We start from the raw sequence: 24362 nt of genomic DNA on the forward strand, positions 1-24362 counted from the left end.
TCTATCCAACCAGATGCATCATATTGATCAGGAAGATCCAGCTCAGTCCATAATATGATATAACCGCTACAAGGTCATTGACCGTTGTGATAAGTGGTCCTGATGCAACTGCCGGGTCTACATGGATCTTCTTGAAGAACAGCGGGATCAGTGTTCCGACCGCTCCTGAGATTACCATTGCCAGCAGCAGTGAGATTCCGATACATCCAGATACCGCATATGCGAATACAAACGTCTTTCCTTTGAATAATGCAATGTATAGCCCGATCAGTGCAAACGACAGAATTCCCAGGATCGAACCGTTCGAGAATGCAATCTTCATTTCCTTAAATACCAGTTCTACTTTCTGCTTTCCTGTCAGGGACTCATCCATCAGTACACGGATCGTTACCGCCAGTGACTGCGTACCTACGTTACCGGCCATGTCAAGAATCAATGACTGGAAGCACATGATAATCGTCAGCTGACTTACCACTTCTTCAAATAATCCAACAACGGATGAAACGATCATTCCAAGTCCTAATAATACCAGAAGCCATGGAAGTCTCTTTTTGATACTTTCTTTTAATGGTTCTTTCAGATCTTCTTCTGCGGTCAGACCGGCGAACTTCGCATAGTCTTCACCCATCTCGTCATCGACCAGGTCTACCATGCTCTGGGATGTAATAACTCCGAGAAGCTTATTATCATTATCCAGAACCGGGATGGAATCTTCTGAATAATCTTTCAGCCTTTCGATACAGTCATCGATCAGCTCATTACCATATACATATGGATAAGATGTTGCGATCAGGTCTTCCAGTGGAGACTCCTGTCTCGCAATGATCAGATCTTTCAGATCCATCGCTCCATAAAATGTATTATCCTCCGTTACCATAAATAACGTGGAAATGTTATCGTTCTTTGCCGCCTGGTCTACCAGACTGTTCATAGCCTGTTTTACTGTAAGATTCTCACGGATCATAATACAGTTCGTTGTCATCCTGCTTCCGATCTCATCTTCATCAAAAGCAGCAATCACTGCCATATCTTTTCTGGCATCATCATCCATCAGTTCGATCAGAAGAATCTTCTTGTCCTTCGGGATCATCTGAAGCACATCTACTACCGCATCCGTCTCCATCGCTGATAGGATTGCTGCTGCTTTCTTAATATCCATCTCATCCAGATATTCAGCTGCCTCCTGTTCATCGATATGCTCAAAGATATCAGAAAGCATATCCAGATCCAGAATTCTACATACCTTTCTTCTTTCTGATACTTTTAACTGTGGGAAAACTTCTGCAAGGTCATTCGCATGATAATCTTCCAGTTTACTGCGCATGATACCCGGTGAAGTATTGCTTCTGATAATTTCCAGTATCTCGGCTGTATAATCTTTGTTTTCCATACCTCTACCTCCTATCCTTTTTCCTCGCCCACAGAGGTACAAAATATACCCTGCTGACGCTGACAGTTTCCGGCAGATATTTTTACATACATAGAACCTGCCGCCGGCAGCTTCTCTTGCATATTATGGTATACATAGAACTTGCCACTGGCAGCTTTTCTTGCGGTATCAAAAAGAATCTATGCTCTTTTATTTTCCGCATATCTTTCTGCTCTCCACTGTCTGTTTTTTCGCATTGTAAAACATACACAAGATATTATTCATCCTGCATATACAACTGTAGGATTTCATTTCCTACATAAACGACTGCACATATTCACTTGTAATACTCATTGGGAAAATAGGATAAGAAATAAAAGAAATTTATCATATATTCATTATATATCGTAACGGTCTACAGACTCTGCCACCGATACCCTCCTGCAGATATCTGCGGCTTAAATATAACAGAACCGACCGTCGCTTTTTAAATATTCTGATTTCCATCCTATGCTGCAACTTCGCCCATGACTATCGCAACCGTCCATTCTGTTCACCTGCCTTTTTCGTTGAATTTTTTCAAAAATACATAGCAGTTTTTCACTGCCCGCAACTATTATAGACGCTTAAGATATGAATTTCAAGCACTTTCCTTTGATTTACTTTCATTTTACTTTTCTTCTATTACGCAGCTCCCCTCTCTCTTACATAAACTGACTTATTTGCAGTATTTTATTCGTAATATTGTATATAAATTCAAACATACCACACCCCTATTATTTCTTATGCTATACTTTTGGTGTTGTTTTTATAGATTAGAGGAATAAAACAAAAGAGAGAGAGGGTAATATTTACACATGAATTCATTGAAACCAATGTTATTGACTTCACTGAAATCTTACGACCGTACTCAGTTTGTAAAGGATGTGACTGCCGGTATCATCGTTGCGATCATCGCACTTCCGCTGTCCATTGCGCTTGCCCTGGCATCTGGTGTCGGGCCGGAAGCCGGAATCTTTACCGCCATCGTTGCAGGATTCGTCATCTCTGCCCTTGGCGGAAGCAGTGTACAGATTGCAGGACCAACTGCGGCATTTGCAACCATCGTTGCAGGTATCGTTGCAAAAGACGGACTGGACGGACTCGTGATTTCAACCATCCTTGCAGGTATCTTCCTGATCCTGATGGGGCTTTGCCACTTCGGAAGCCTGATTAAGTTCATCCCATATACCATTACAACGGGATTTACTTCCGGAATTGCAGTCACGATCGTTATCGGACAATTAAAAGATTTCTTTGGAGTTACTTATCCGGACGGCGTAAAGCCAATCGAAACTACTGAAAAATTCAAGGCATTTATTGAAAATATTTCAACAGCGAACAAAGATGCGCTGATCGTTGGCATTGTAAGCCTTGCGATCCTGATCATCTCCCCGATGATCTTTAAGAAACTCCCTGGTTCACTGATTGCTGTTATCATTGGAATCCTGATGGTAAAATTCCTGCCGCTTAAAGTATCCACAATTGGAAATCTTTATACGATCAGTAATTCCCTGCCATCCTTCCATATTCCTTCCGTTAATCTGGAGGTTGTACAAAATGCGATTCCAAATGCATTTACGATTGCGGTACTTGCTGCGATCGAATCACTCCTTTCCTGCGTAGTTGCAGACGGAATGATCAATGGAAAGCATCGTTCCGACATGGAACTGGTTGCCCAGGGTGCCGGTAACATTGCATCTGCTTTATTTGGCGGAATTCCTGCTACCGGAGCCATTGCACGAACAGCTGCCAATATTAAAAACGGCGGACGTACTCCGGTTGCCGGAATGGTTCATTCTATCACACTGGTTATCGTACTTGTTGTACTGATGCCATTTGCCGGAATGATTCCGATGCCAACGATTGCGGCGATTCTTTTCATCGTTGCTTATAATATGTGTCAGTGGCGTACTTTCGTTCACCTGATCCGTACCGCACCAAAGAGTGACATCATCGTACTGTTTACCACCTTCATCCTTACCATTCTGTTTGACCTGGTTGTTGCGATTGAAATCGGTATGGTGCTTGCTTGTCTTCTCTTTATTAAACGTATGAGTGAAGAAACCCATATAGACAGCTGGGTATATGTAGATGACGATACACCGGATGTCAACGAACATCTCCAGAAACTGCCACTGCAGATCCGTGTCTACGAGATCACAGGACCTCTGTTCTTCGGTGCGGCAGATGCAATTGAGCATATCGTGATCAAGGATTTCACTACTTGTCTGGTTCTGCGTATGAGAAGCGTACCTGCCATCGACAGTACAGCAATGAACGCACTTCAGAATCTTGTAAAAGTATGTGAAGGAAAAGGAATCACCCTGGTATTCTCGCATGTTAATGAACAGCCGATGCGGGTTATGAAGAAAGCTGGATTTGTAGAGCTGGTAGGGGAGGAGAACTTCTGTCCTAATATTTCCGCGGCGCTTGCGCATGCGGAGGGCTTAATCAAATAGTTGGAGGGCGTAACCGGGGTAAGTTACCACGGTTACGCCCTCCAACTATTTTATACACTACTGCCTACCAGCGCTTTCTCATGGACCGGGAGGTCACAATGAATTAGTGTATTAAACACCAATTACTTTTTTAATTGCCCCAAGCAGCTCCTCATATGTCTCATAAGCCGGGATCTGCGGATAATCTTCTTTGATCTTGTCTGTTGTTCTGAATAAGAATCCTGCCTTTCCGGCCTGAATCATTCCCAGATCATTATAAGAATCTCCACTTGCGATTGTTTCAAATCCGATAGACTGCAGTGCTTTTACCGTACTGAGCTTAGAATTTTCCACACGCATCTTAAAGTCCGTGATCTCGCCATCTTCCGCAATCTCCAGACTGTTGCAGAAGAGTGTCGGACGGCCAAGCTTTTCCATTAAAGGCATGGCAAACTCTGTAAATGTATCACTGATCAGAATGACCTGACTGAACGAACGTAGTTCATCTAAGAACTCTTTTGCTCCCGGAAGCGGATTAATCTTCGCAATTGTCTCCTGAATCTCTTTGATGCCAAGTCCATGTTCCTTTAATACCGAAAGTCTCCACCGCATCAATTTGTCGTAATCCGGTTCATCTCTTGTCGTTCTTTTCAGCTCCGGAATTCCACTTGCCTCTGCAAATGCAATCCAGATCTCCGGTACTAATACTCCTTCAACATCCAAACATGTAATATACATTTTCTCGTTCCTCCTGTATCTGCCTTATTTTGCTTTTTATCATATCACAATACCTGACTGCGAATCCAGAAGTTTTTCAAACTCTTCTTCTGAAACCGCTTTGGAAAAATAGAATCCCTGCAGATAATCGCATCCATAATTCTTCAGGAAATCTGCCTGCTCTTTCGTCTCCACACCTTCTGCGATCACCTTCATATCCAGATGATGTGCCAGATCGATCTATTCCTTTTCTTCATTTTTCTGATATGTGGATGAATTCTTTCCAAGCTCCCAGAAAGCCACGGCACTTGCCGCCGCAACATTCAATGAATCCACTCCATGCGACATCGGGATCATCACTGTATAATCACATTTTGCCAGTGTCGCATCTGCCAGGCCATCCCCTTCTGTTCCAAGAATGACTGCCAGCTTTTCCTCTTTCATAAGATCCGGATCATCAATATTTACCGAATCCTCCTTCAGCGCCATCGCAACCGTCTTAAATCCCATTTTTCTCAAACACGCCATACCATCATCCGGCCACACAAAAGAGTTATCCACAAATGTCCACGGAATCTGGAACACTGTCCCCATACTGACACGGCTTGCCCTCCTGTAAAGTGGATTACTGCATCCCGGAGTCAATATCACAGCATCCATATGTAAAGCTGCTGCCGAACGGAAAATTGCTCCTACATTTGTAGGATTCATTACATTTTCCAGAACCGCAATTCTCTTACAGCCACTACAGATATCCTGCAGCTTTGGCAGATTTTTTCTTTTCATTGCACACAGCATTCCTCTGGTCAGCTTAAATCCAGTAAGCTTTGTAAGCACTTCAAATTCTGCTGTATACACCGGAATATTTCCACATTTCCTTAGAATTTCTATCGTCTCTGCATCTTCCAGCATCTGCTTTTTCTCTACCAGTACCGATACCGGCTGATACCCTCCTTCTAATGCCCTTCCAATCACCTTCGGGCTTTCAGCTATGAACAGTCCATCCTCTGGATGATCTTTATTCAGAAGCTGTGCCTCTGTAAGTCTTGCATAGACATCCAGTTCCGGAGCATTAAAATGCTTAATTTCTATATATTCTATGCTTTTAGCACCTTCCTCTTTCTCATTTTCAAAATGCTTCATTATATTTTCCTCTATCATCTTTTTTCTATATCTCTTCATAAAATACCACAGATTACTCTTAAGCTACACTACTTCGGTATCAAAAGTTCTATCGTACAAGTACGAACAGATTCCTGGAATCATTATATGATGTAATCAGAAAAAATAAAATATGTTTGTACATAATCCGCAACTATATGTTAAAGTTTAATTACGAAATTTTACTAAGGAGACTTTTTCACTATGATGACTGAACTCGAAAAATATTATAATAAATTCAACGAAGAAAAACGCCTTGGAAGCCGCCACGGCCAGGTGGAATTCACCACTTCTATGAAATACATCCACGAATACCTCCCGGAAGACAAATCCGCCAAGATTCTCGATGTCGGCGCCGGAACCGGACGTTACAGCGTGGCACTTGCTGAAGAAGGTTACGATGTAACCGCCGTAGAACTGGTAAAGTATAATCTCGGAATCTTAAAGAAGAAGAACAGCTCCGTAAAAGCTTATCAGGGAAATGCCATGAAGTTATCCCGATTTCCAGATAAGGAATTCGATGTTGTCCTGGTATTCGGACCGATGTATCATCTATACTCCATGGAAGATAAAGTAAAAGCCCTGACAGAAGCCAAACGGGTATTAAAAGACGATGGGGTAATGTTAGTTGCCTACTGCATGAATGAATACAGTGTTCTTACTTATGGCTTCAAGCAGAACCACATCTTAGAATGTATTGAAAATGGTAAGATTGATGAAAACTTCCGTGTTCAGCCAAAACCGGAAGATCTGTATGATTATGTAAGACTGGAAGACATGGATGCCTACAACGAAGCCGCCGGACTAAAACGCATCAAGGTCATCTCCGCCGACGGACCTTCCGACTACATGCGCCCAGTCCTGAATGCGATGGATGACAAGACGTTTGAGACATTTATCCGTTATCATCTGTCTGTGTGTGAAAGACCAGAGCTTGTGGGGGCGGGATCACATACGGTGGATATTCTTCAAAAACTTCCGGGGTAAGCACTCACAGTTACGCCCTTCAACTATTTCATACACTTTCGGCTCCAGTCACGACATGAGAAAGCGCTGGTATCCTGTTTGCAGCGTTTTCTCATGAACCGGGATGCCACAATAAACAAGTGTATTAAATAGCAACTATATCCAATTACAATCCCCGCCGGTGATTGCCAGACTAAGCAACGCATCCATCTTCTCTACCTCTTCTGCACCCTCAATCTTCTCCAGCAATTCCGCGGTATCTAACACATCCTCCAGCGATTCATCCGGACCAATCTCATAATCTACTTCCATTTCGCAATCCGGACAAGGAATTTTTTGCATTGTCTGTAATGATAAAAATCTGTTACCACATTTTTTGCATTCATAATATCCACATTCTTTTGTTCCATCCGGTACATAATACATATTTTTCTTTCTCCTTATTTTCCACCTAATTTTTAAAGAGGACCTGCCATAGGCAACTCCTCTTATATTATACCTCATTTATCTATAGCGTTATCTTTCCGCTACACGATTGCTTTATTATCTATGGCACTATCTTTTCACTATCTGATTACTTTATTACCCATAGCATTACCAACTTCCAGACTATTTCCAGCAGTCAAGCTCCTGCTTCATTCCGATATCTGCGCTTTTGAATACCGGATTGACACCCATTTTAAGCTGTCTTTCGTAATCTTTTAATGCTTTCATTGCTGTATTAGACAAGATCAGGATGACCGGAATGTTGATGATTGCCATGACTCCCATCAGTACATCCGAGATATTCCACAGCATCGACATCTCCATACCAGCTCCTACAAATACAACAACCGCACATACAATACGGAATCCTGCCATGAATGTTTTTCCCGGTTTTTTCTTATGTATATACGTCAGCAGGTTGTCACAATAAAAACAGTTACCAAGCAATGTTGTAAATGCAAATAATATCATCGATACTGTGATAAACGCAGGTCCGAAGGCTCCAAGCGATTCATGCAATGCCGCCTGTACCCATGGTGCACCCTGGAGTGCTTCTGTCGGCTCTATGCCGGATGACATACACATCATTGCTGTAGCTGTACATAATAATAATGTATCGATGAACACGGATAACATCTGAACCAGTCCCTGTTTTACCGGATGGCTTACATTTGCTGATGCTGCAGCATTCGGTGCGGAACCGATACCGGCTTCATTGGAATATAATCCTCTTCGGATTCCCTGCATCATTGCAGATCCTGCAAACGCACCAAAGATAGCCTTAAAGTCAAATGCTTCTTTGAAAATCGTAGCAAATACAGTCGGAATATATCCGATATTTAAGATGACTACGATAAGTGCCACCACAATATATGCAACCCCCATAACCGGTACTAATGTCGAAGTTACTTTTACAATACGTGATCCGCCACCAAGCAGACACCATCCCGTTATAACAGCCAGAATGCCGCCGATGATCCACGGAGTCACATCTGCATGATAAAAAGAAAATCCTGCAAATGTAGACTGCAAATTATAAGATGCCAGCATATTAAATCCAAATGCATACGTTGCAATCATAGAAATGCAAAATGCGATTGCAAGCGGTCTGCAGTGAAGCGCTGCTTCGATATAATAAGCCGGACCTCCGTAGCAATTGCCATCTTCATCTTTTTTCTTATAGATCTGCGCCAGTGTACTTTCTACAAAAGCAGAGGCACTTCCGATGATTGCAATCACCCACATCCAAAATACAGATCCGAATCCACCGATACAGATTGCCGATGATACACCTACGATATTTCCCGTTCCTACACGTGATGCAGTCGAAACCATAAGTGCCTGGAAGGAAGAGACTGCTTCTTTATCATCCGGCTTCTCCATAACCGCTTTACAGGCGCTGCGGAACAGACGCACCTGCGGGAATCTCGTCCTGATTGTAAAATATCCCCCAGCCCCGATTAACATGATGATCAGCAATTTACTGTACATAAAAGAACTGATGCTGTCAATGACCATACTCAACATAATTTTTCTCCTTTTTTACATTTATGTACTTACAAAATCACATGCATGAAAACTCCGAAAGTACACGTTCTATTCTCTCTTTATAAATATACAGTAATTATGCAAGTTTGGAAAGAAAAAATTGCATAATTGACACTGGAAGATATTTCCTCTATATTTAGATTTATGATGTAAATGTCTGGTATTTTAATTACCGGTATATTGGGATATAATACATCTGCATCTGTTTTATAAGAAAAAGGAGAATGATATGTTACTATTAAAATCAATCATTATACTAATTGTCGGTTTTGTCCTGCTAATCAAGGGTGCCGACTTTTTTGTCGAAGGAAGCTCTGCCGTTGCTAAGCGCCTGAGAATCCCTTCCATGATCATCGGCATGACGATCGTCGCCATGGGCACCAGTCTTCCGGAATGTGCAGTCAGTGTCACTGCTTCCCTCACTGGCAACAATACCCTGGCCATCAGTAATGCGATTGGATCGAACATTTTCAACCTGCTGGTTGTCTGCGGTGTCTGTTCTTTATTCGTTCCACTTGCAGTACAGAAAAGTACCTTACAAAAAGAATTCCCTCTGTCTATCTTCTGTGCCGGACTCTTGCTTTTACTTGGATATCTTGGCATGACCCTCGGACATATTGATGGAATCATCCTTATCATTATATTTGCAGGATATCTGCTCTGGATGATCCAGTCTGCCAGAAATGCCCGTAATCAGACTTTTGCAGATGAAGATTCCGACACTGCCGGATCCAAAACTTCTCTTTCCGCCGAAGAGATCGAACAGGTTGCTTCTAACATCAACCTTCTCCCGGCATGGAAATGTATCATCTTTATCCTCGGCGGTATGATAGCGATTAAATATGGTGGGGACTTCGTTGTAAATGGAGCTTCGGCAATTGCTTCCAGCCTCGGACTCAGCCAGACACTCATCGGTCTTACGATTATCGCCATGGGCACCAGCCTTCCGGAGCTTGTGACTTCCATTGTTGCAGCCAAAAAAGACGAGGTTGATATGGCCGTTGGTAATGTCATCGGATCAAATATTTTCAACATTCTTCTCGTACTCGGTGTCGCAGCTGCGATAAGTCCGGTTGGATTCATAATGGAAAATATGATCGATATCGCATTTCTGATTCTGATCAGCGTAATCACACTGGTCTTTGCATGGACTTCGAAGGAGATTAATCGCAAAGAGGGAATTATTATGCTTCTCTTATATGCAGTATACATGGTATATATCTGCATGCGTTAGAGTGTGTCTGAAAAAAATCTTTCTGCAAAATCTACCGCAAAGTGTGGCATATAGATTACAGGAATGATTTTTCAGATCTCCTCCAATATAATACACAAATGAAAGGACTGAAGTTTTATGAAAATCGTATTTTTAGATCAAAAAACAATCGGCGATGATATTGACTTATCTGGATTTGACAAACTTGGTGAAGTAACCAAGTACAACTTTACCACCCCGGAAGAAGCCCCGGAACGCGTCAAAGATGCAGATGTTCTGATCATCAATAAAGTACCAATCAACGAACAGACCATCGGCACTGCAAAGAATCTGAAACTCGTCTGCGTTACTGCCACCGGAACCAATAACCTTGATAAAGATTATCTCGATTCGCACCAGATTGCCTGGAGAAATGTGGCCGGATACTCGACAGAGACGGTAACCCAGCATACATTTGCCATGCTCTTCTATCTGCTTGAAAAGCTGCGTTATTATGATGACTACATTAAGAACGGGAACTATATCAACGATACTTCATTTACCCACTTTGCTGAACATTTTTCAGAGATCAACGGCAAGACATGGGGTATCATCGGACTTGGTGCGATCGGCCGGAGAGTTGCCCAGATTGCACAGGTATTTGGCGCAAATGTAATCTATTACTCCGCTTCCGGGCGCCCGGCCCAGGATGGATATACACAGGTAGATTTTGATACCTTACTTACCACTTCGGACATTATCTCCGTACATGCACCGCTGAATGAATATACTGAAAACCTTATCGATAAACAGGCATTTGAAAAAATGAAGAACTCCTGCATCTTCCTCAATCTCGGCCGCGGACCTATCGTGGTGGAACAGGATCTTTATCAGGCTCTGGTAGATGACCAGATTGCGGCGGCAGGACTTGATGTATTATGTCAGGAACCAATGAGCGAGACCAACCCTCTGATCCGGGTTCAGGACAGCAGCCGGCTTCTTATTACACCACATATCGCATGGGCAAGTGTGGAGGCACGTACACGGTTGATGCAGATTATTTTGAACCAGGTAAAAGAATATTTTAATTTGATATAAAACGACGCTCTGATTTCCAGGCGTCACTGTGGAGGAATGAGAATTTATGAGTGAAAAACAATCGTCTGCTCCTGTAGCAGAAAACAAGATGGGTACGATGCCCGTCGGGAAATTAGTATTCAATATGTCGCTGCCAATGATGATCTCCATGCTGGTACAGGCACTTTATAACATCGTTGACAGTATCTTCGTAGCTAAATTATCAGAAAATGCGCTGACTGCCGTTTCGTTAGCTTTTCCACTTCAGACACTTCTGATCGCGGTAGCTACCGGTACCGGTGTCGGCATGAATGCACTCCTGTCCAGGTCCCTTGGAGAGCGCAACTTTAAAAAAGCGAATAAGATCGCTGATAATGCAGCATTTATCTATGCCATCAGTTACATCGTATTCTTAATCCTTGGCTTTACGATTGTAAAACCGTTCTATGCAAGCCAGATTGGAAATGCAGATGTCGAGATCATGAATCTTGGAATTGATTACCTGAGTACAGTTATGATTTTTTCTTTTGGTTTGTTTACGCAGATTTTCTTTGAACGATTACTGACTTCTACCGGAAGAACAATCTTCAGTATGACTTCTCAGTTATGTGGTGCTATCACCAATATCATACTTGATCCAATTATGATCTTCGGACTTCTCGGATTCCCGAAGATGGGGGTAACCGGAGCTGCCGTTGCCACCGTCATCGGACAGTGCGTAGCCGGCATCGTAGCCGGAACCTGCAATCACAAATATAACCATGAAGTGTCCTTAAGCTTCAAAGGATTCCGTCCGGACATAAGCCTGATCGGACACATTTATGCAGTTGGTATCCCGTCTATTATTATGCAGTCTATCGGATCAATCATGACCTATTCGATGAACCGCATCCTGATCGAGTTTTCTTCTACCGCAACTGCCGTATTCGGTGTATACTTTAAGCTTCAAAGCTTCTTCTTCATGCCGGTATTCGGACTGAACAATGGTATCACACCGATCATTGCTTACAACTACGGTGCACAACAGAGAAAGCGTATGATCCGGACGATCAGGATCAGTCTGACAACTGCATTCTGCCTTACTTTTATCGGATTCCTCTGTTTTGAGGGTATCCCACAGGTATTGCTTGGAATGTTCAATGCATCTGCTGACATGCTGAAGATTGGTGTTCCGGCACTTCGTATCATCGGTATCCACTACCTGATCGCATGGTTCTGTATCATTGCCGGTACCGTATTCCAGGCACTCGGAAAAGCAGTATTCAGCATGATCGTATCTATCATGCGTCAGCTGGTTGTACTGATCCCTGCAGCTTATATCCTGTCTAAGATCGGCGGGCTGCACGTTGTATGGTGGGCTTTCCCGATTGCGGAAGTGATATCATTTATTGTGTCTACGGCATTTTTGATCAGAATTTATAAGACGATTATCAGTAAGATTCCGGAAGGAAAATTGTAAACTCTATATCGCTGACATGCAAAAGAGGCTGAAAAAATTCTTTTTAGAAAGAACTTTTCAGCCTCTTACTTTATTCACATTTCATTACTGTTTTTCAAAAAAGATATTCCCTGAAATCTACTTTTTATTTTTATAATTCACAATATAAATTCCCACACATACCAGAATCAGTGCGATCAGACTTCTCGCATTAAATGCCTGGCTTACTTCTCCAAGAACCAGTGCCGATAACACCACACTGCAAAGCGGATTGACAAATCCAAAGATTGCTACTTTTGACACCTCATTATGTGCCAGCAGAACTGACCAGAGTGTATATGCTACAGCCGATACCATCGCCAGATACAGGATCAATACTGCTCCCGTAACAGACATGTGATCCAGATGTCCACCCATAAGGTTTCCTACTACAAACAGCAACACTCCACCCATGAAGAATTGACAGCCGCTTAAGATAACCGGTGATACTTTTTTAGAGAAAATATTAATCAGTACGGTAGATGCTCCATAGGACAACTGTGCGATCAGCACAAAACCTTCTCCCGTCAGTCTGAAACCCATATCCATAGAACCGCCTGCCATGTTGATGATCACGACTCCCGCAAATCCGAGAATGCAGCCGGCAAGCTTTCTGCCTGTCATCTTTTCATTTTTTACTAACAGACATGCCATTAAAATTGCGATAAAATTTCCAAGACCTGTGATAATTCCGCCTTTTACACCGGAGGTATGTGCCACTCCAATGTAGAAGAAAAAGTACTGGACAAAGGTCTGTGCAAAACAGACAGGAATCGCATACCGGAATACTTTTCCATCCGGAAGAACTATATGTTTTTCACGGATAGATGCAAATAATAATACCAGAATTCCGGCTAGTGCAAACCGGATACCGGCGAAAACGATCTGGCTTGCGGTATCTGCAGAATCTACAGATAAGATACGATAGCCTGTCTTGATCACCGGAATTGCGCTGCCCCATAAGATGCAGCAGACACACGCCAGAGCTGCAACCACCCAGGTCCTTGTTAATCTATTTTGTTTTTCTGAGGTTTTCATTTTATTTTTCAATCTCAATCTTCTCTTTCAGTACGACACATCCGGCCATATCACCGATTACATTCACACAGGTTGCACCCATGTCGCATAATGTATTGATGCTGATATACACACCCATGACTCCGGCCGGAAGACCTGCCATCGTTGCCAGTGCCGCAAACGATGCGATTGCTCCTCCCGGGATTCCCGGTGTTCCAACTGACAGAAGAACATTTGCCAGAAGGATGATGATCATCATCGGAACACTGACATGTACACTACATGCATTTGCAAAGAACATGATCATGAACGACATCAGGATTGATACCGCATCCATGTTAACAGTTGCACCAAGCGGTATTGTGATACTGGATATCTGATTTGGTACGCCCAGTTCATCTTCCACACAACTTTTGCTGAGAGGAATCGTTGCAGAACTTGAACATGTACCGAATGCATTCAACGCTGCCGGCATGATCGCCTTGAAGAACTTCACCGGACTTGTCTTTCCGAGAATGCTTACTGCACCGCCATATACAACAAATGCAAATCCAAAGAACGCAATATATAAGATAATCAGCTGTGTAGCCAGTGATATGATCGTCTTTGTTCCATTTGCCTCTACGACAGGAACGATCGTACAGAATACTCCGATCGGTGTGAAATACATAACCGTACTGATAATCTTCAGGCATGCTTCGTTGCAGGAATCAATTACCTTTAATAATGGCTCGCCCTTTTCTCCGATCGCGATCAGTGTGAAGCCCATGATCAGTGCGAATACCAGCACCTGTAACATATTACCTTCTGCAAATGCAGACACCGGATTGGATGGGATCAGTCCTTTCACTGTATCTAATATACTGTCCATCTTTGTTGCCTGAATATCGGATGTAGCCATCTTAAAGCTGACGCCTTTTCCAAGACGGATCAGTCTCGGAATGATCAGTCCGACAAAACTTGCCAGTGCTGTAGTGCACAGGAAGAACAGCATTGCCGCTCCTGTGATCTTACCTGTCGTTCTGGCACTTCCGATGCTTGCAATACCCATAACGATCGAACAGAATACCAGTGGGAAGATCATCATGTTCAATGCGCTCATATAGATGCTTCCCAGTACACTCGTTGCAGTCAGAACCACTTTAAACCGTCCCGCCAAAAACAGTCCGGTCAGGATTCCGAGGATCAGTCCGACGAAAATCGCACCGGTGATGTGTTTTCTGTACCACTCATAAAAACTCTTCATTCGTATGTACTCTCCTTACTCTTTTAACTATAATATAACGTCTATAGTTTACTATAGACATATAGATAATAGTTTATATCAAAAGGAGTGGGACGTCAATGTCCCACTTCCTTGGTTTCACCGTTCGTAAAAGGAATGATATTTTTGTTAAAATTGCCAACAACAGCTTTTTTAAACGCATAGCAAAAAACCCCTGAAATCACCGTCATTTGTCGTTTTACTGTGATTTCAGGGATTCATTTCTGATTTCAGACTATAGCTTCCAGACTATTTTTTACTATTTTATCAGTCATCTAACAACACATCATTGACCGCATCATACGCATCTTCCAATGCATCCAACGCTTCCGTCAGAGTGTCTGCTTTATCCACTTCACCGTCTTCTTCATATTCATCCAGTATATTTACCAGAGAATCTTTTACTTGTTGGATGGATGTTATCAGGTCTTTTAACTGTTCTTCTTTTGTTGATGTGGTATTTATATTTACTATTTTGCTCACGCTGTGCCTCCTGTGTTCTTGTCTATTTATTCTCTTGCTGATCTTTCTCCTCTATTTCCATCTTTGATTCTTCCAAGTGCTTCGGTAATTAAATTCTTACACTCATCTCATGCCATTCTTCCCCGCCCCAGGTTGACTGCGCGATTCCTTTATCTTTAAATCCGAATTTCTCATACATCGCTACCTTCGATTCCAGGCAGGTAAGGATAATCTCTTTTCTTCCCCTTCTCCATTCTCTTTCGAGATACCGGCGTACCAGTTCTCTTGCAAGCCCCTGACTGCGGTATTCCGGCATTACATCCAGCCCCAGAAGCATGACATTCTTGCCTTCCGGGTTATGCAGACTGGCATCTGTAAAGAACTCGTCCCTTAATATCTCATCATCCGTTGCAAGTCCATTTAAAAAACCTGCCATTTTTCCATTTTCTTTATCAATCGCTACCAGAAATAAATCTGGAATTCCGTTAACACGTTCTTTCATATGCTTCTTAGAACAGGCTTCATTCGGCGGAAAACAGATCCTTTCGATCTCTGCTGCTTCTTCTGCTTCATCCTGTTTTATATTTCTAAATTCAAACCTTTCAAAAATATGTTTATCTGACATTTTCTTTTCTCCAATTCTGTTACCTTATAAAGTGTGTCGAAATTCCACCGCATGCTTCCTCTTCCAGATTGGGAACAAATTCCGCTGACACACATAATTCTCCCTCTCTTTGATCGCAACTGCCTGAAAAAACGTCTTCCACATCTCTGTATATTCATCTTCATACTGTTCTGTTTTACGAAGTGACTCAAATTCGTCATCCGTCAGATAACGCAGATAGTTTGCTCCGTCTTTTGGATGTACGCATGCAGTTTTCCGGTTATCATCTATGATCATCCAATGTTCTGACGGCATCCGGTCCGCAAAATGTCTGCCAACCAGCATGATCACATCACTTTTGGGTTCCAGATGGCTGACATAGACTTTTCTGTCCAGCGACTGGAATCGTGCAAATTCATTAAAATGATGGCTTTCATTACCGACTTTCCGCCGAAGTTCCAATATACGCATCACATGAGGATTCGAATACTGTTCCAGTACCTTACTTCCCACAGCAAATCCAACACGCAGGAAATTATAGATTGCCTGTAACGCATCTTCCTCCGCAGAAAGGGTTGCATAATATACATCCAGATATGCTTCATCGGAAATATCCCTGCGAACAGAACGGATTACTTTTTCTGCTTTCACATTATCCCCGTCTACATGGACATACTCATCAAACATTGTCTGCTGTAATATCGGTTCTTTCTTTAATTGTATCTGATCATGACCGATTCGTAAAGCTTCCGACCAGGCATCATAGATGCAGGTCATAATGTCCTCCAGACGATCCTTACAAGTATATATCTTCATAATTTCCTACCCAATCCCAAAGTCTGCCAACGACAATTGTACATAAGATTCATTGGAATGTTCTATATTCCATACATCTTTCTTATCTACACTCACCAGTTGTCTCGTAATATACGATGCTTCAACCGGTGTATGATACATCTGTTTTCCCCCACAGGTAATAAAATAATGCGCCCGCTTAAGTACCACACCCATCTTCTTTAAGCTTGCAAAATCCAGTCTTCCATACCGTCTTGCATGTGTGATCCGGCTGGCGGATTTGGGACCGATTCCCGGTACCCGAAGCAGTCTTGCATAACTTGCAGTCTCTATTTCCACAGGAAATTGTTCGAGATGGCGTAATGCCCAGTCGCACTTCGGATCGATCAGTTCATTGAAATCCGGCTTTTCTTCCGACAATAATTCACCTGCCTGGAATCCATAAAATCTAAGCAGCCAATCTGCCTGATAGAGGCGGTGTTCACGCAAAAGCGGTGTCGGTGTTCCAAGCCCCGGCAGTGCATCATCCTCATTCAGCGGAATATATGCTGAGTAAAACACTCGTTTCAGATCAAAGCCCTGATACAACTGCTGTGTCGTCTGCAATAATGTATAGTCACTTTCCCCCGTCGCACCGATGATCATCTGTGTGCTCTGCCCGGCAGGTGCAAAACGACGCTTTAAACTGGACATATCATGGGGTGCTAACTGATATGCATTGTCCCATGTAAGAATTCCATCCAATGTCCCCATTTCTTTTTGAGAAGGCAGACTTCCGTTCTTTCCACCTGCCAGTCTGGCCATCTTCTTTTTTTCTTCCAGAGTTTCCCGATAATTTCTTTTTGATATTTCCGAAAAAATGCCGTTATTTAACAGTTGATTCCCCCTGCTTCTTTCCATATATGCTGTCTTTCCGATGGCCATCCGGTGTGCAGCAATTGTATTCTGAACCTTTCCCATAGGATTAAGGATTGTCTTCATCGTCTTATTCGGTGCAAGAGTCCGAAGACTCTCTTCCGTCGGAAGTTCCAGATTTACACTGATACGGTCGGCCAGATATCCCGCCGCGGCCAGAAGTTCATCTGAAGCTCCCGGAATCGTCTTCACATGGATATATCCGTTAAAATGATATTTTGTTCGAAGCAGCAGTAAAGTCTCACACATCTTTTCCATCGTGTATGCCGGATTTTTCAAAACTCCGGAGCTTAAGAAAAGGCCTTCTATATAGTTACGCCTGTAAAACTCAACCGTCAGTTCACAAATCTCTTCAGGCGTAAATGTTGCCCGTTTCACATCGTTGCTTGCACGATTAATGCAATATTTACAATCATAGGCACAATGGTTTGTCATCAGAATCTTTAATAAAGAAATACATCTTCCGTCCGCTGCAAAACTGTGACAGATGCCGCATGCCTCTGTATTGCCGAGTTCTCCTTTCTTTCCACGGCGGCTGGAACCACTTGACGTACATGCCACATCATATTTTGCCGCATCAGCGAGAATCTGTAATTTCTCCTGTGTTGTATAATTACTGTTTTTGATTTCTATATTCATAGTTTTATTATACAAACAAGCGTTCTTTTTTTCAAGTGTTTTTCGAACATTCGTTCTTATTTCATTGTTTTTTCAGGAAATGTTCCCTGTTCGGATATGCCTGCCTGAAAGCCCCAAGCGCCGCCTCCTGTAACAGCCCAAACTCTTTCTCCATATGAAGTAGATGCGGTGCATGGAAAGCGATCATACTAATCTGCTGCGCAATCTTTTTTGTCACTCCTTCTTCTGACATCTGTCCCATTCCAAATACAAGTGACGTAAATGCTCTTCCTCCCCTGCTGACTTCAATGAATTTCAGGAAGACATTCTGAAGCTCCTGCAAAAGAATTTCCTTATATACTTTTTCCTGAAGCAGTGATTCTGACAGCCCCAAAGTGGCAGCTATCTTCGCTCCCTGCTTTCTCCGCTTTCCTCCCAGATCCACTGTCGTGCCCTCTGCCAGATATTTCATTTCCATAAGGCATCTCATAAATTCATCTTTTACAGGGGTTCGTTTTCCATGTCTTGCAACCCATAACTGTTTCCGGTATTTGTCTTCCTCCGACTCTCCATCACCGGTATTCTCTTTTAATAATTCCAACCTTTTTACAGGATCTGTTTCTTTGTAAAATGCAATTATCCATGCGTTGTCCATTTTTCATTTCCTCATTATTATTTCAAAAAACGATCTACATTACTGCTATCCACACGACAATATTCGGAGACATAATATCTGCCTTCCTTTAAGTCTTTCCGATTTGTGTCTTTTCCACAGACGATCTCTACCGATAATTTTGCCAATTCCATTGCCTGATCCTCTTTATCATTATAGACGGTCCCCTGCATTTTTCCAGTCCTGATTGCCTCCAAAGCATCATCCAGACCGTCAATTCCAAATATGACAGGCCAGTCCGGACAGTCATATCCGGCCTTCTGCCAGGCTGCTACTGCTCCCAGTGCCATCTCATCATTATTGGAAATAACCAGTTCTATTTTCTCTCCATATTGTTCAATAAGACGACTCATCCTGTTTTCAGCCTGTCCACGGTTCCAGTCTGCAAACTGATAACTCAATTTTTCAAGATTAATCCCCTGCTCAAGCAAGGTCTTAACCGAATAGTCTGTTCTGCTGATGGCATCCTGATGTCCGGCCTCTCCTTCCAGAAGTATATACTGAATTTTCCCATCCTGATTCTTATCAACTTCCGGATGATTTTTAATATAATCCGCCACAATTTCTCCCTGCATGATCCCGGACTGCTCCGCGTCACATCCTATATAATACAGCTTCTCCCATTGCATCAGATCCTCTCTGACCGGCTCTCTGTTAAAAAAGAGGACCGGGATATCTTCTTGTTTTGCCATCCTGATAATACGGGATGGTGCCGTTCTGTCAACCAGATTCACACACAACACATCACAGCCGGCGTCAATCATCTCCTCAACAATCTCATTTTGATCCTGCTGATTATCATCGCCATTTTTTACTGTTGTGATGATCTTCATATGATCTGTTTCCATTTTTTTCAGATTCTCTTTTAACTGATCTGTCATAGCATTGATAAATGGATCATCCTGCGTATAGGTTACAACTCCTATCCGGATGATAGGATCTGTCTTTACACTCTTGTCTTCACATCCGGTAATCAGAAAAGCAATCAGCAGGATAACTGCTGTCATACTTCTTTTTTTTCTGTCTTTTTTACTCATAAGAATATAAGAACCTTTCCAAATTATCATTTAATGAAAATTCATCTCTGGCAAACACCTTTATCTCTGTTTTATGGCCTTTTAGCCTGTAAAATCTGTGTTCCAGCCTTTGTGCCATTTCCCCGACACTTTTATATCCAATCTCATAGGCATCCGGAACCACCAGTCCCTGTATATTCCCGTTATCCAATAACACTACCGCTTTTACACTGCTCCCAATGCCATATATGTCCGCTCCCTGATATGAATCTTCATCTGACTGCTCACCTAGTTCTTCCAATGCATGTGGATCCAGAACCACTATCGCGTCTACTTTGTCTTTTTTACTCACTTTTTCATAGATATTCTGATCTTTTTTCCGGTAACAATACCAGTCGATCTGACTTTTTGTATCTTTCAGTGAATCCTTTAATCCCCGGATCGCATCCTGATCTGACTCTGATTCTTTCCAGTTTGCGACAACTCCGATTTTCTGCTGCTTCTTTCCCAGCTGCTTTCCAAGTTCAGAACCTATCTTATAATAATCCGGTCCGATTACCGGATTACCGGAATTATCGCCTTCTTTGGAATATACATCCTCCATGATCAGAGTATAGGGCGTCTTGGCACACTGTTTTTTTAACATGTCTTTCGTATCACTTCCCGGTGCCGGACATATGATAAATGCATCTATATTGTTGTGCTTCTGCTCTTTTATAATTTCTTTTTCCATCTCTGCATTTTCAATTTCATCTGTATTACAGATAATCATATGAAGATTGTTTATTTTAGCCGACTGCTTCATCCCTTTAATCAGCGAATTCCACCGGTTATCTCCTGATTCCGGTAAGATTACCGCCACTCGTTTTTCCGGCACATCCCGGTCAAAAATCTTCCAGGCAAAAAATAATGTCAGTATCAGGAAAATACACTCCAGTATCAGGAATGTAATTTTATTCTTTTTCATCTACATCCCTCCCCTGTATGTATTTCTGCATCTCCAATTGTTCCGCATTTTCCTTTGTATATGGAATTGCCGGTATATGGATAACAACCCTGGTCCCCTCATCCGGTTCACTATATATCTCCAGACCATATTGCTCGCCAAACATCAGCTGAATTCTGGAATGCACATTGATCACGCCAACACCCGAACCATGTTTTGGAACTTTATTGTTATCTTTCAGGATATTTTCCAGGACTTCCTTCCGCATTCCCATTCCATTATCTTCTATTGTAATGTAAATATCATCTTCTTTTTTTTCTCCCCGGACCGTGATTTTTCCTTCGTCATCCTCATCCATATTTCCCACTCCGTAATAAATTGCATTTTCGAGAATCGGCTGAATAACTAATTTTACAATACAATAATCTTCTATTTCTTTATCTGTCTGAAACTCCATTTGAAAACGTTCTTTATAACGCACAAGTTGAATATTCATATAGCTTCTGCTGTGCTGCAGTTCATCTTTAACCGGAATGATCGTCTTTCCGCGGGATAAGCTGACTCTTAAAAGCTTTGCCAGTTCGGAGATCATAATAACTGCTTCTTCATTTTTCTGTGCTTCAACCATCCAGGTAATCGATTCCAGTGTATTATACAGAAAATGCGGATTGATCTGACTTTGTAATGCATCCAGTTCACTTTTTCTCCGTTCATTCTGCTGACGGATAATTTCCTCCATAAGCGTCTCAATCTGTTCATATGATCTTTGAACGGAATAACCCAGATGTCGTATTTCCGAAGAGCCTCCTATGTAAATATCCGGTTTTCCTCCTGCTTCATATGTTTTAACTGATTCATCCAGTTTTCGGATCGGTTTGGATATTTTTCTGGAAATCAGCCTGTTTCCTTCCAGAAGCATCATCATAAGAACCATGATTGTTGTAAAGATATAATATCTGAAATTGTTAATTCTTGCAGTCTGCACGCTCTCCGGTACAACTCCGATCAGTTTCCATCCTGTATAGGCAATGTTGCCAACCACTACACTTTCCTTGTGTCCATCTGTTGTGATCTCATAAGTGCCCTCCTCATACCCGGAAGCCTTCAGACTATTCTCTTCAAACAGTCCTCTGGCCATCTCTGTTTTTCTCGGATGATAGATCATCTGTCCGTCACTACTGATCATATAATAATAGATTCCTTCCGAAGAATCATTAATCTGCTTTAAGACATCTTCAATCACCGAATATTTCATATCTACAAGAAGGACGCCGCTTTCCGGAATTTCCCCATCGTTTATATCCACATAACGACTCAGTGAAACAACCCAATGATAACGGTACAGACCATCTTCATACAAATTCTGAATATGCGGAACGGAAAAATGCACATTTTCAATTGCACTCTCGGCATTCTTATACCAGTCCTGTCCTTTTACATCTATATTTTCTTTTTCAACAGCAACCGGTTCCGAAGCAATCACCCGGCCTTCATTCCCATATAATGCCAGACTCTCGATTTTATCCGAATTCACCTCGTATAATAAACTGAACTGTTCAGCAAATTTTCCGCTGGATATATCAAATTCCTGAACAATATTATAATTCGCTGCATTAAAAATCTGCCGGATATCCAACAGATCCGAATTCACCCTGTCTACTGTGCTTTCCACCGTCGCCTCTGTATTTGATACTGCCATCTTATCGATCGCAAGCTTAAATCTTTGATACAAAAGGAATCCCATAGTTACAATCGTGACCAGTGTAATCGCCATAAGAACAGACATGATGATCGACTGTATATTAAATACAACATTTTCTTTTAAATCCGAATCTCTTTTTCCTTTTTTCACGCTTTTTCCTGTTCCCTTCATACGGATTACTGTTCTACTTTACAGATGCTCTATATTTCGAAGGAGAAACTCCGAACTTCTTTTTAAATACATAACTAAAGTAATTGGCATCGAGATACCCTACTTTTTCTGCTATGGTATAACTTTTCTCATCTGTATTCAATATCATTTCTGCTGCAATATCCATTCTGTAATCTGTCAAATAAGAGATAAACGATTTTCCCGCTTCTTTTTTAAATACAGAAGAAAAATAAGAATTCGATACACCTAGAACCGCACATACCTCGTCCAATGATATATCCGCTTCCATATATCTTTCTTTCACAATGTTCTGTGCTTCCACAATGAGCCGTCTGGCAGAACTGTTTCTTGCACATTTCAGCTTTTCACTGATCCTTTCCGACATCTGCACAATCCATGCTGTCAGTGAACTCTCATCCATCTGCGATACTTTTTCGTAAATGTTCTGCATATTACCGGATATTTTATTGAAATCCAGCGAATTATCTGTACAGAACTTAAAAAATCCACTGACGATCTCCATTGTGGCAAGATTATACTGACTCATGGTTTCTGTATTTTTATGAAGCTTTTCCATCTCTTCACGTGCTGCCCGTTCTATCTCTGCTGAATCTCCTATACGAATTGCACGAAATAGCGTCTGCATCCTTGACTCTTCTGACTGAACCGGTTTGATCTGTTCCTTCGGAACAATCTCTCCAATATTAATTGCCCGTTTGGTTCCGTATAAAACCCTGTAAGAAACTGCCTCTCTTGCCCGCTCGTAGGAAAGACTGATCTCATACAGACTGTCACACACTGTTCCGATCCCTGCCGTAACAACCGCACCCATGATGCGGTACGCCCACCGGCAGAATCTGTCACAGGCATCTGTTATCTGGGTAATCTTATCTTCCGCATCCAATTCCAGAATCAGCAGTGTATTTCCCATATATATAAATTCCCGACAGTTCCACTGATCCATCAGTCTCTGCTTGATTTCTCTTTCTACCGACATGGATAAAAGCAGTGGGTTCATGCCTTCGGGCACATGGTTCTCCGATGTATGGAAGATTACACAACCAAAGAGAGGTCCTTTCATATCTACCTGATACGCCTGTAAAAATCTTTCATAATCATGTTTTTCTACTCTTCCTTCAATTAATGAAATAAAAAAATTGGACTGTAATTTCGGAAGTACTTCCTGAAAATAATCATTTAATTTTTTTACATTTAATTTTTCTTCTCTTTCCCTGTCCAGCGTATGTTTCAGATTGGTCAGGCTTTCCGACAATTCTGTTGCATTGACCGGTTTGAGCATATATTCCTTGATTTCCAGATGCACTGCTTCTTTCGCATATTCAAACTCATCAAATCCTGTACAGAGCATGATATAAATATTCGGATATTCCCGATTCAGCCTTCTGGATAACTCTAGCCCGTCCATATAAGGCATCTTAATATCCGTCAGCACCACATCCGGCTGGAGTTTTTCTACCAATTCCAGTGCTTTTACCCCATTTGTCGCACTTCCTGCCACCTCAAACCCCAGATCATTCCAATGAATTTTTTTCTCTATCATATCGATGACTTCTGCTTCATCATCTACGAGAATCACTTTATATCGTTCCATCTTTTTTCCCCTTTTTCATGGTCGCTATACGTTTATTCCAGTATAACAAATTTACGTCTCTTATAGCATATTCAAATGCAAAATCTGCCTTCAA

23 protein-coding genes are annotated in these 24362 nt (G+C 42.0%); 5 read left to right on the plus strand and 18 right to left on the minus strand.

The genetic code is table 11. The features are described 5' to 3' along the window. Position 1 precedes the first annotated feature (1 nt). Positions 2–1390: a magnesium transporter gene (gene mgtE, locus ACWJAF_RS08620; RefSeq protein ID WP_448863266.1), complete on the minus strand. Its 1389-nt coding sequence runs from the start codon at positions 1388–1390 to the stop codon at positions 2–4. A gap of 836 nt (positions 1391–2226) precedes the next feature. On the opposite strand from mgtE, the gene ACWJAF_RS08625 reads away from it, so the two are divergent. After that, positions 2227–3870: a SulP family inorganic anion transporter gene (locus ACWJAF_RS08625; protein ID WP_448863267.1), complete on the plus strand. Its 1644-nt coding sequence runs from the start codon at positions 2227–2229 to the stop codon at positions 3868–3870. Positions 3871–3981: 111 nt separating this feature from the next. Here ACWJAF_RS08625 and thrH read toward each other — a convergent pair whose 3' ends face one another. Genes thrH through ACWJAF_RS08640 form a run of 3 tightly spaced genes read right to left on the minus strand, consistent with a single transcriptional unit; the run spans position 3982 to position 5709 of the window. Continuing rightward, entirely contained in the window at positions 3982–4587 is a 606-nt protein-coding gene (gene thrH, locus ACWJAF_RS08630) for a bifunctional phosphoserine phosphatase/homoserine phosphotransferase ThrH (RefSeq protein WP_296032322.1), read from the minus strand. Positions 4588–4626: 39 nt separating this feature from the next. Further along, entirely contained in the window at positions 4627–4806 is a 180-nt protein-coding gene (locus ACWJAF_RS08635; RefSeq protein WP_448863343.1) for an EAL domain-containing protein, read from the minus strand. After that, complete coding sequence (locus tag ACWJAF_RS08640) at positions 4807–5709, minus strand: TrmH family RNA methyltransferase (RefSeq protein WP_448863270.1); 903 nt, start codon at positions 5707–5709, stop codon at positions 4807–4809. It lies immediately after the preceding gene. Between the two features lie 222 nt (positions 5710–5931). Here ACWJAF_RS08640 and ACWJAF_RS08645 point away from each other — a divergent pair, with 222 nt between their 5' ends. Continuing rightward, a complete protein-coding gene (locus ACWJAF_RS08645) occupies positions 5932–6714 on the plus strand; it encodes a class I SAM-dependent methyltransferase (protein WP_448863272.1) in 783 nt (260 codons plus the stop codon). Between the two features lie 135 nt (positions 6715–6849). Here ACWJAF_RS08645 and ACWJAF_RS08650 read toward each other — a convergent pair whose 3' ends face one another. Together ACWJAF_RS08650 and ACWJAF_RS08655 are read right to left on the minus strand one after the other, a co-directional pair. Beyond that, the gene (locus ACWJAF_RS08650; RefSeq protein ID WP_448863274.1) at positions 6850–7119 is read right to left on the minus strand and encodes a hypothetical protein; all 270 of its coding nucleotides are present in this window, start codon (positions 7117–7119) and stop codon (positions 6850–6852) included. Between the two features lie 183 nt (positions 7120–7302). Next, complete coding sequence (locus ACWJAF_RS08655) at positions 7303–8706, minus strand: alanine/glycine:cation symporter family protein (protein ID WP_448863276.1); 1404 nt, start codon at positions 8704–8706, stop codon at positions 7303–7305. 250 nt (positions 8707–8956) lie between these two features. On the opposite strand from ACWJAF_RS08655, the gene ACWJAF_RS08660 reads away from it, so the two are divergent. Then, positions 8957–9961 (plus strand): calcium/sodium antiporter, encoded by a 1005-nt coding sequence (locus ACWJAF_RS08660; RefSeq protein WP_296094300.1) that lies wholly within the window; start codon positions 8957–8959, stop codon positions 9959–9961. On the opposite strand, the gene ACWJAF_RS08665 is transcribed toward ACWJAF_RS08660, so the two are convergent. Continuing rightward, complete coding sequence (locus ACWJAF_RS08665) at positions 9923–10057, minus strand: DUF6783 domain-containing protein (protein ID WP_448863278.1); 135 nt, start codon at positions 10055–10057, stop codon at positions 9923–9925. The genes ACWJAF_RS08660 and ACWJAF_RS08665 overlap by 39 nt on opposite strands. 21 nt (positions 10058–10078) lie before the next feature. Between ACWJAF_RS08665 and ACWJAF_RS08670 the strand changes: the two genes are divergently transcribed. Together ACWJAF_RS08670 and ACWJAF_RS08675 are read left to right on the plus strand one after the other, a co-directional pair. After that, positions 10079–11017: a D-2-hydroxyacid dehydrogenase gene (locus ACWJAF_RS08670; RefSeq protein WP_448863280.1), complete on the plus strand. Its 939-nt coding sequence runs from the start codon at positions 10079–10081 to the stop codon at positions 11015–11017. A 46-nt stretch (positions 11018–11063) separates the two neighbouring features. Next, positions 11064–12455 carry an MATE family efflux transporter gene (locus tag ACWJAF_RS08675; protein WP_448863282.1) on the plus strand — a complete coding sequence of 464 codons (1392 nt, stop codon included), beginning with the start codon at positions 11064–11066 and terminating at the stop codon, positions 12453–12455. A 117-nt stretch (positions 12456–12572) separates the two neighbouring features. Here the strand turns inward: ACWJAF_RS08675 and ACWJAF_RS08680 are convergent, their stop codons facing one another. The 11 genes from ACWJAF_RS08680 to ACWJAF_RS08730 form a co-directional block, all read right to left on the minus strand. Beyond that, positions 12573–13523, minus strand: a complete 951-nt coding sequence (locus ACWJAF_RS08680; protein ID WP_448863283.1) for a DMT family transporter — start codon at positions 13521–13523, stop codon at positions 12573–12575. Beyond that, positions 13513–14736: a dicarboxylate/amino acid:cation symporter gene (locus ACWJAF_RS08685; RefSeq protein WP_296032337.1), complete on the minus strand. Its 1224-nt coding sequence runs from the start codon at positions 14734–14736 to the stop codon at positions 13513–13515. The genes ACWJAF_RS08680 and ACWJAF_RS08685 overlap by 11 nt, the downstream gene beginning before the upstream one ends. Positions 14737–15021: 285 nt before the next feature. Next, a complete protein-coding gene (locus tag ACWJAF_RS08690; RefSeq protein ID WP_448863285.1) occupies positions 15022–15237 on the minus strand; it encodes a hypothetical protein in 216 nt (71 codons plus the stop codon). Positions 15238–15325: 88 nt separating this feature from the next. Continuing rightward, positions 15326–15841: a GNAT family N-acetyltransferase gene (locus ACWJAF_RS08695; RefSeq protein WP_448863287.1), complete on the minus strand. Its 516-nt coding sequence runs from the start codon at positions 15839–15841 to the stop codon at positions 15326–15328. Between the two features lie 24 nt (positions 15842–15865). Continuing rightward, entirely contained in the window at positions 15866–16636 is a 771-nt protein-coding gene (locus tag ACWJAF_RS08700) for a TIGR03915 family putative DNA repair protein (RefSeq protein WP_448863288.1), read from the minus strand. Positions 16637–16642: 6 nt separating this feature from the next. Continuing rightward, positions 16643–18169 carry a putative DNA modification/repair radical SAM protein gene (locus ACWJAF_RS08705; protein ID WP_448863290.1) on the minus strand — a complete coding sequence of 509 codons (1527 nt, stop codon included), beginning with the start codon at positions 18167–18169 and terminating at the stop codon, positions 16643–16645. A gap of 61 nt (positions 18170–18230) precedes the next feature. Beyond that, on the minus strand, positions 18231–18803 hold the full coding sequence (locus ACWJAF_RS08710) for a DUF6553 family protein (protein ID WP_448863293.1): 573 nt from the start codon (positions 18801–18803) through the stop codon (positions 18231–18233). Positions 18804–18820: 17 nt separating this feature from the next. Next, a complete protein-coding gene (locus ACWJAF_RS08715; protein WP_296032343.1) occupies positions 18821–19858 on the minus strand; it encodes a galactose ABC transporter substrate-binding protein in 1038 nt (345 codons plus the stop codon). Then, positions 19851–20804, minus strand: a complete 954-nt coding sequence (locus ACWJAF_RS08720; protein ID WP_448863295.1) for a substrate-binding domain-containing protein — start codon at positions 20802–20804, stop codon at positions 19851–19853. Before ACWJAF_RS08720 ends, ACWJAF_RS08715 begins: the two co-directional genes overlap by 8 nt. Then, complete coding sequence (locus ACWJAF_RS08725) at positions 20791–22656, minus strand: sensor histidine kinase (RefSeq protein WP_448863297.1); 1866 nt, start codon at positions 22654–22656, stop codon at positions 20791–20793. Before ACWJAF_RS08725 ends, ACWJAF_RS08720 begins: the two co-directional genes overlap by 14 nt. A 13-nt stretch (positions 22657–22669) precedes the next feature. Continuing rightward, positions 22670–24268, minus strand: a complete 1599-nt coding sequence (locus ACWJAF_RS08730) for a response regulator (RefSeq protein ID WP_448863299.1) — start codon at positions 24266–24268, stop codon at positions 22670–22672. Positions 24269–24362: the final 94 nt, after the last annotated feature.

The organism is Dorea sp. (assembly GCF_977044405.1).

Excerpts from the sequence above, each read along its gene's own strand:
- mgtE (WP_448863266.1), bottom strand. The coding sequence starts at position 1,390 with ATGGAAAACAAAGATTATACAGCCGAGATACTGGAAATTATCAGAAGC.
- ACWJAF_RS08625 (WP_448863267.1), top strand. The coding sequence starts at position 2,227 with ATGAATTCATTGAAACCAATGTTATTGACTTCACTGAAATCTTACGAC.
- thrH (WP_296032322.1), bottom strand. The coding sequence starts at position 4,587 with ATGTATATTACATGTTTGGATGTTGAAGGAGTATTAGTACCGGAGATC.
- ACWJAF_RS08640 (WP_448863270.1), bottom strand. The coding sequence starts at position 5,709 with ATGAAGCATTTTGAAAATGAGAAAGAGGAAGGTGCTAAAAGCATAGAA.
- ACWJAF_RS08645 (WP_448863272.1), top strand. The coding sequence starts at position 5,932 with ATGATGACTGAACTCGAAAAATATTATAATAAATTCAACGAAGAAAAA.
- ACWJAF_RS08650 (WP_448863274.1), bottom strand. The coding sequence starts at position 7,119 with ATGTATTATGTACCGGATGGAACAAAAGAATGTGGATATTATGAATGC.
- ACWJAF_RS08655 (WP_448863276.1), bottom strand. The coding sequence starts at position 8,706 with ATGTTGAGTATGGTCATTGACAGCATCAGTTCTTTTATGTACAGTAAA.
- ACWJAF_RS08660 (WP_296094300.1), top strand. The coding sequence starts at position 8,957 with ATGTTACTATTAAAATCAATCATTATACTAATTGTCGGTTTTGTCCTG.
- ACWJAF_RS08670 (WP_448863280.1), top strand. The coding sequence starts at position 10,079 with ATGAAAATCGTATTTTTAGATCAAAAAACAATCGGCGATGATATTGAC.
- ACWJAF_RS08675 (WP_448863282.1), top strand. The coding sequence starts at position 11,064 with ATGAGTGAAAAACAATCGTCTGCTCCTGTAGCAGAAAACAAGATGGGT.
- ACWJAF_RS08685 (WP_296032337.1), bottom strand. The coding sequence starts at position 14,736 with ATGAAGAGTTTTTATGAGTGGTACAGAAAACACATCACCGGTGCGATT.
- ACWJAF_RS08695 (WP_448863287.1), bottom strand. The coding sequence starts at position 15,841 with ATGTCAGATAAACATATTTTTGAAAGGTTTGAATTTAGAAATATAAAA.
- ACWJAF_RS08700 (WP_448863288.1), bottom strand. The coding sequence starts at position 16,636 with ATGAAGATATATACTTGTAAGGATCGTCTGGAGGACATTATGACCTGC.
- ACWJAF_RS08705 (WP_448863290.1), bottom strand. The coding sequence starts at position 18,169 with ATGAATATAGAAATCAAAAACAGTAATTATACAACACAGGAGAAATTA.
- ACWJAF_RS08710 (WP_448863293.1), bottom strand. The coding sequence starts at position 18,803 with ATGGACAACGCATGGATAATTGCATTTTACAAAGAAACAGATCCTGTA.
- ACWJAF_RS08715 (WP_296032343.1), bottom strand. The coding sequence starts at position 19,858 with ATGAGTAAAAAAGACAGAAAAAAAAGAAGTATGACAGCAGTTATCCTG.
- ACWJAF_RS08720 (WP_448863295.1), bottom strand. The coding sequence starts at position 20,804 with ATGAAAAAGAATAAAATTACATTCCTGATACTGGAGTGTATTTTCCTG.
- ACWJAF_RS08725 (WP_448863297.1), bottom strand. The coding sequence starts at position 22,656 with ATGAAGGGAACAGGAAAAAGCGTGAAAAAAGGAAAAAGAGATTCGGAT.
- ACWJAF_RS08730 (WP_448863299.1), bottom strand. The coding sequence starts at position 24,268 with ATGGAACGATATAAAGTGATTCTCGTAGATGATGAAGCAGAAGTCATC.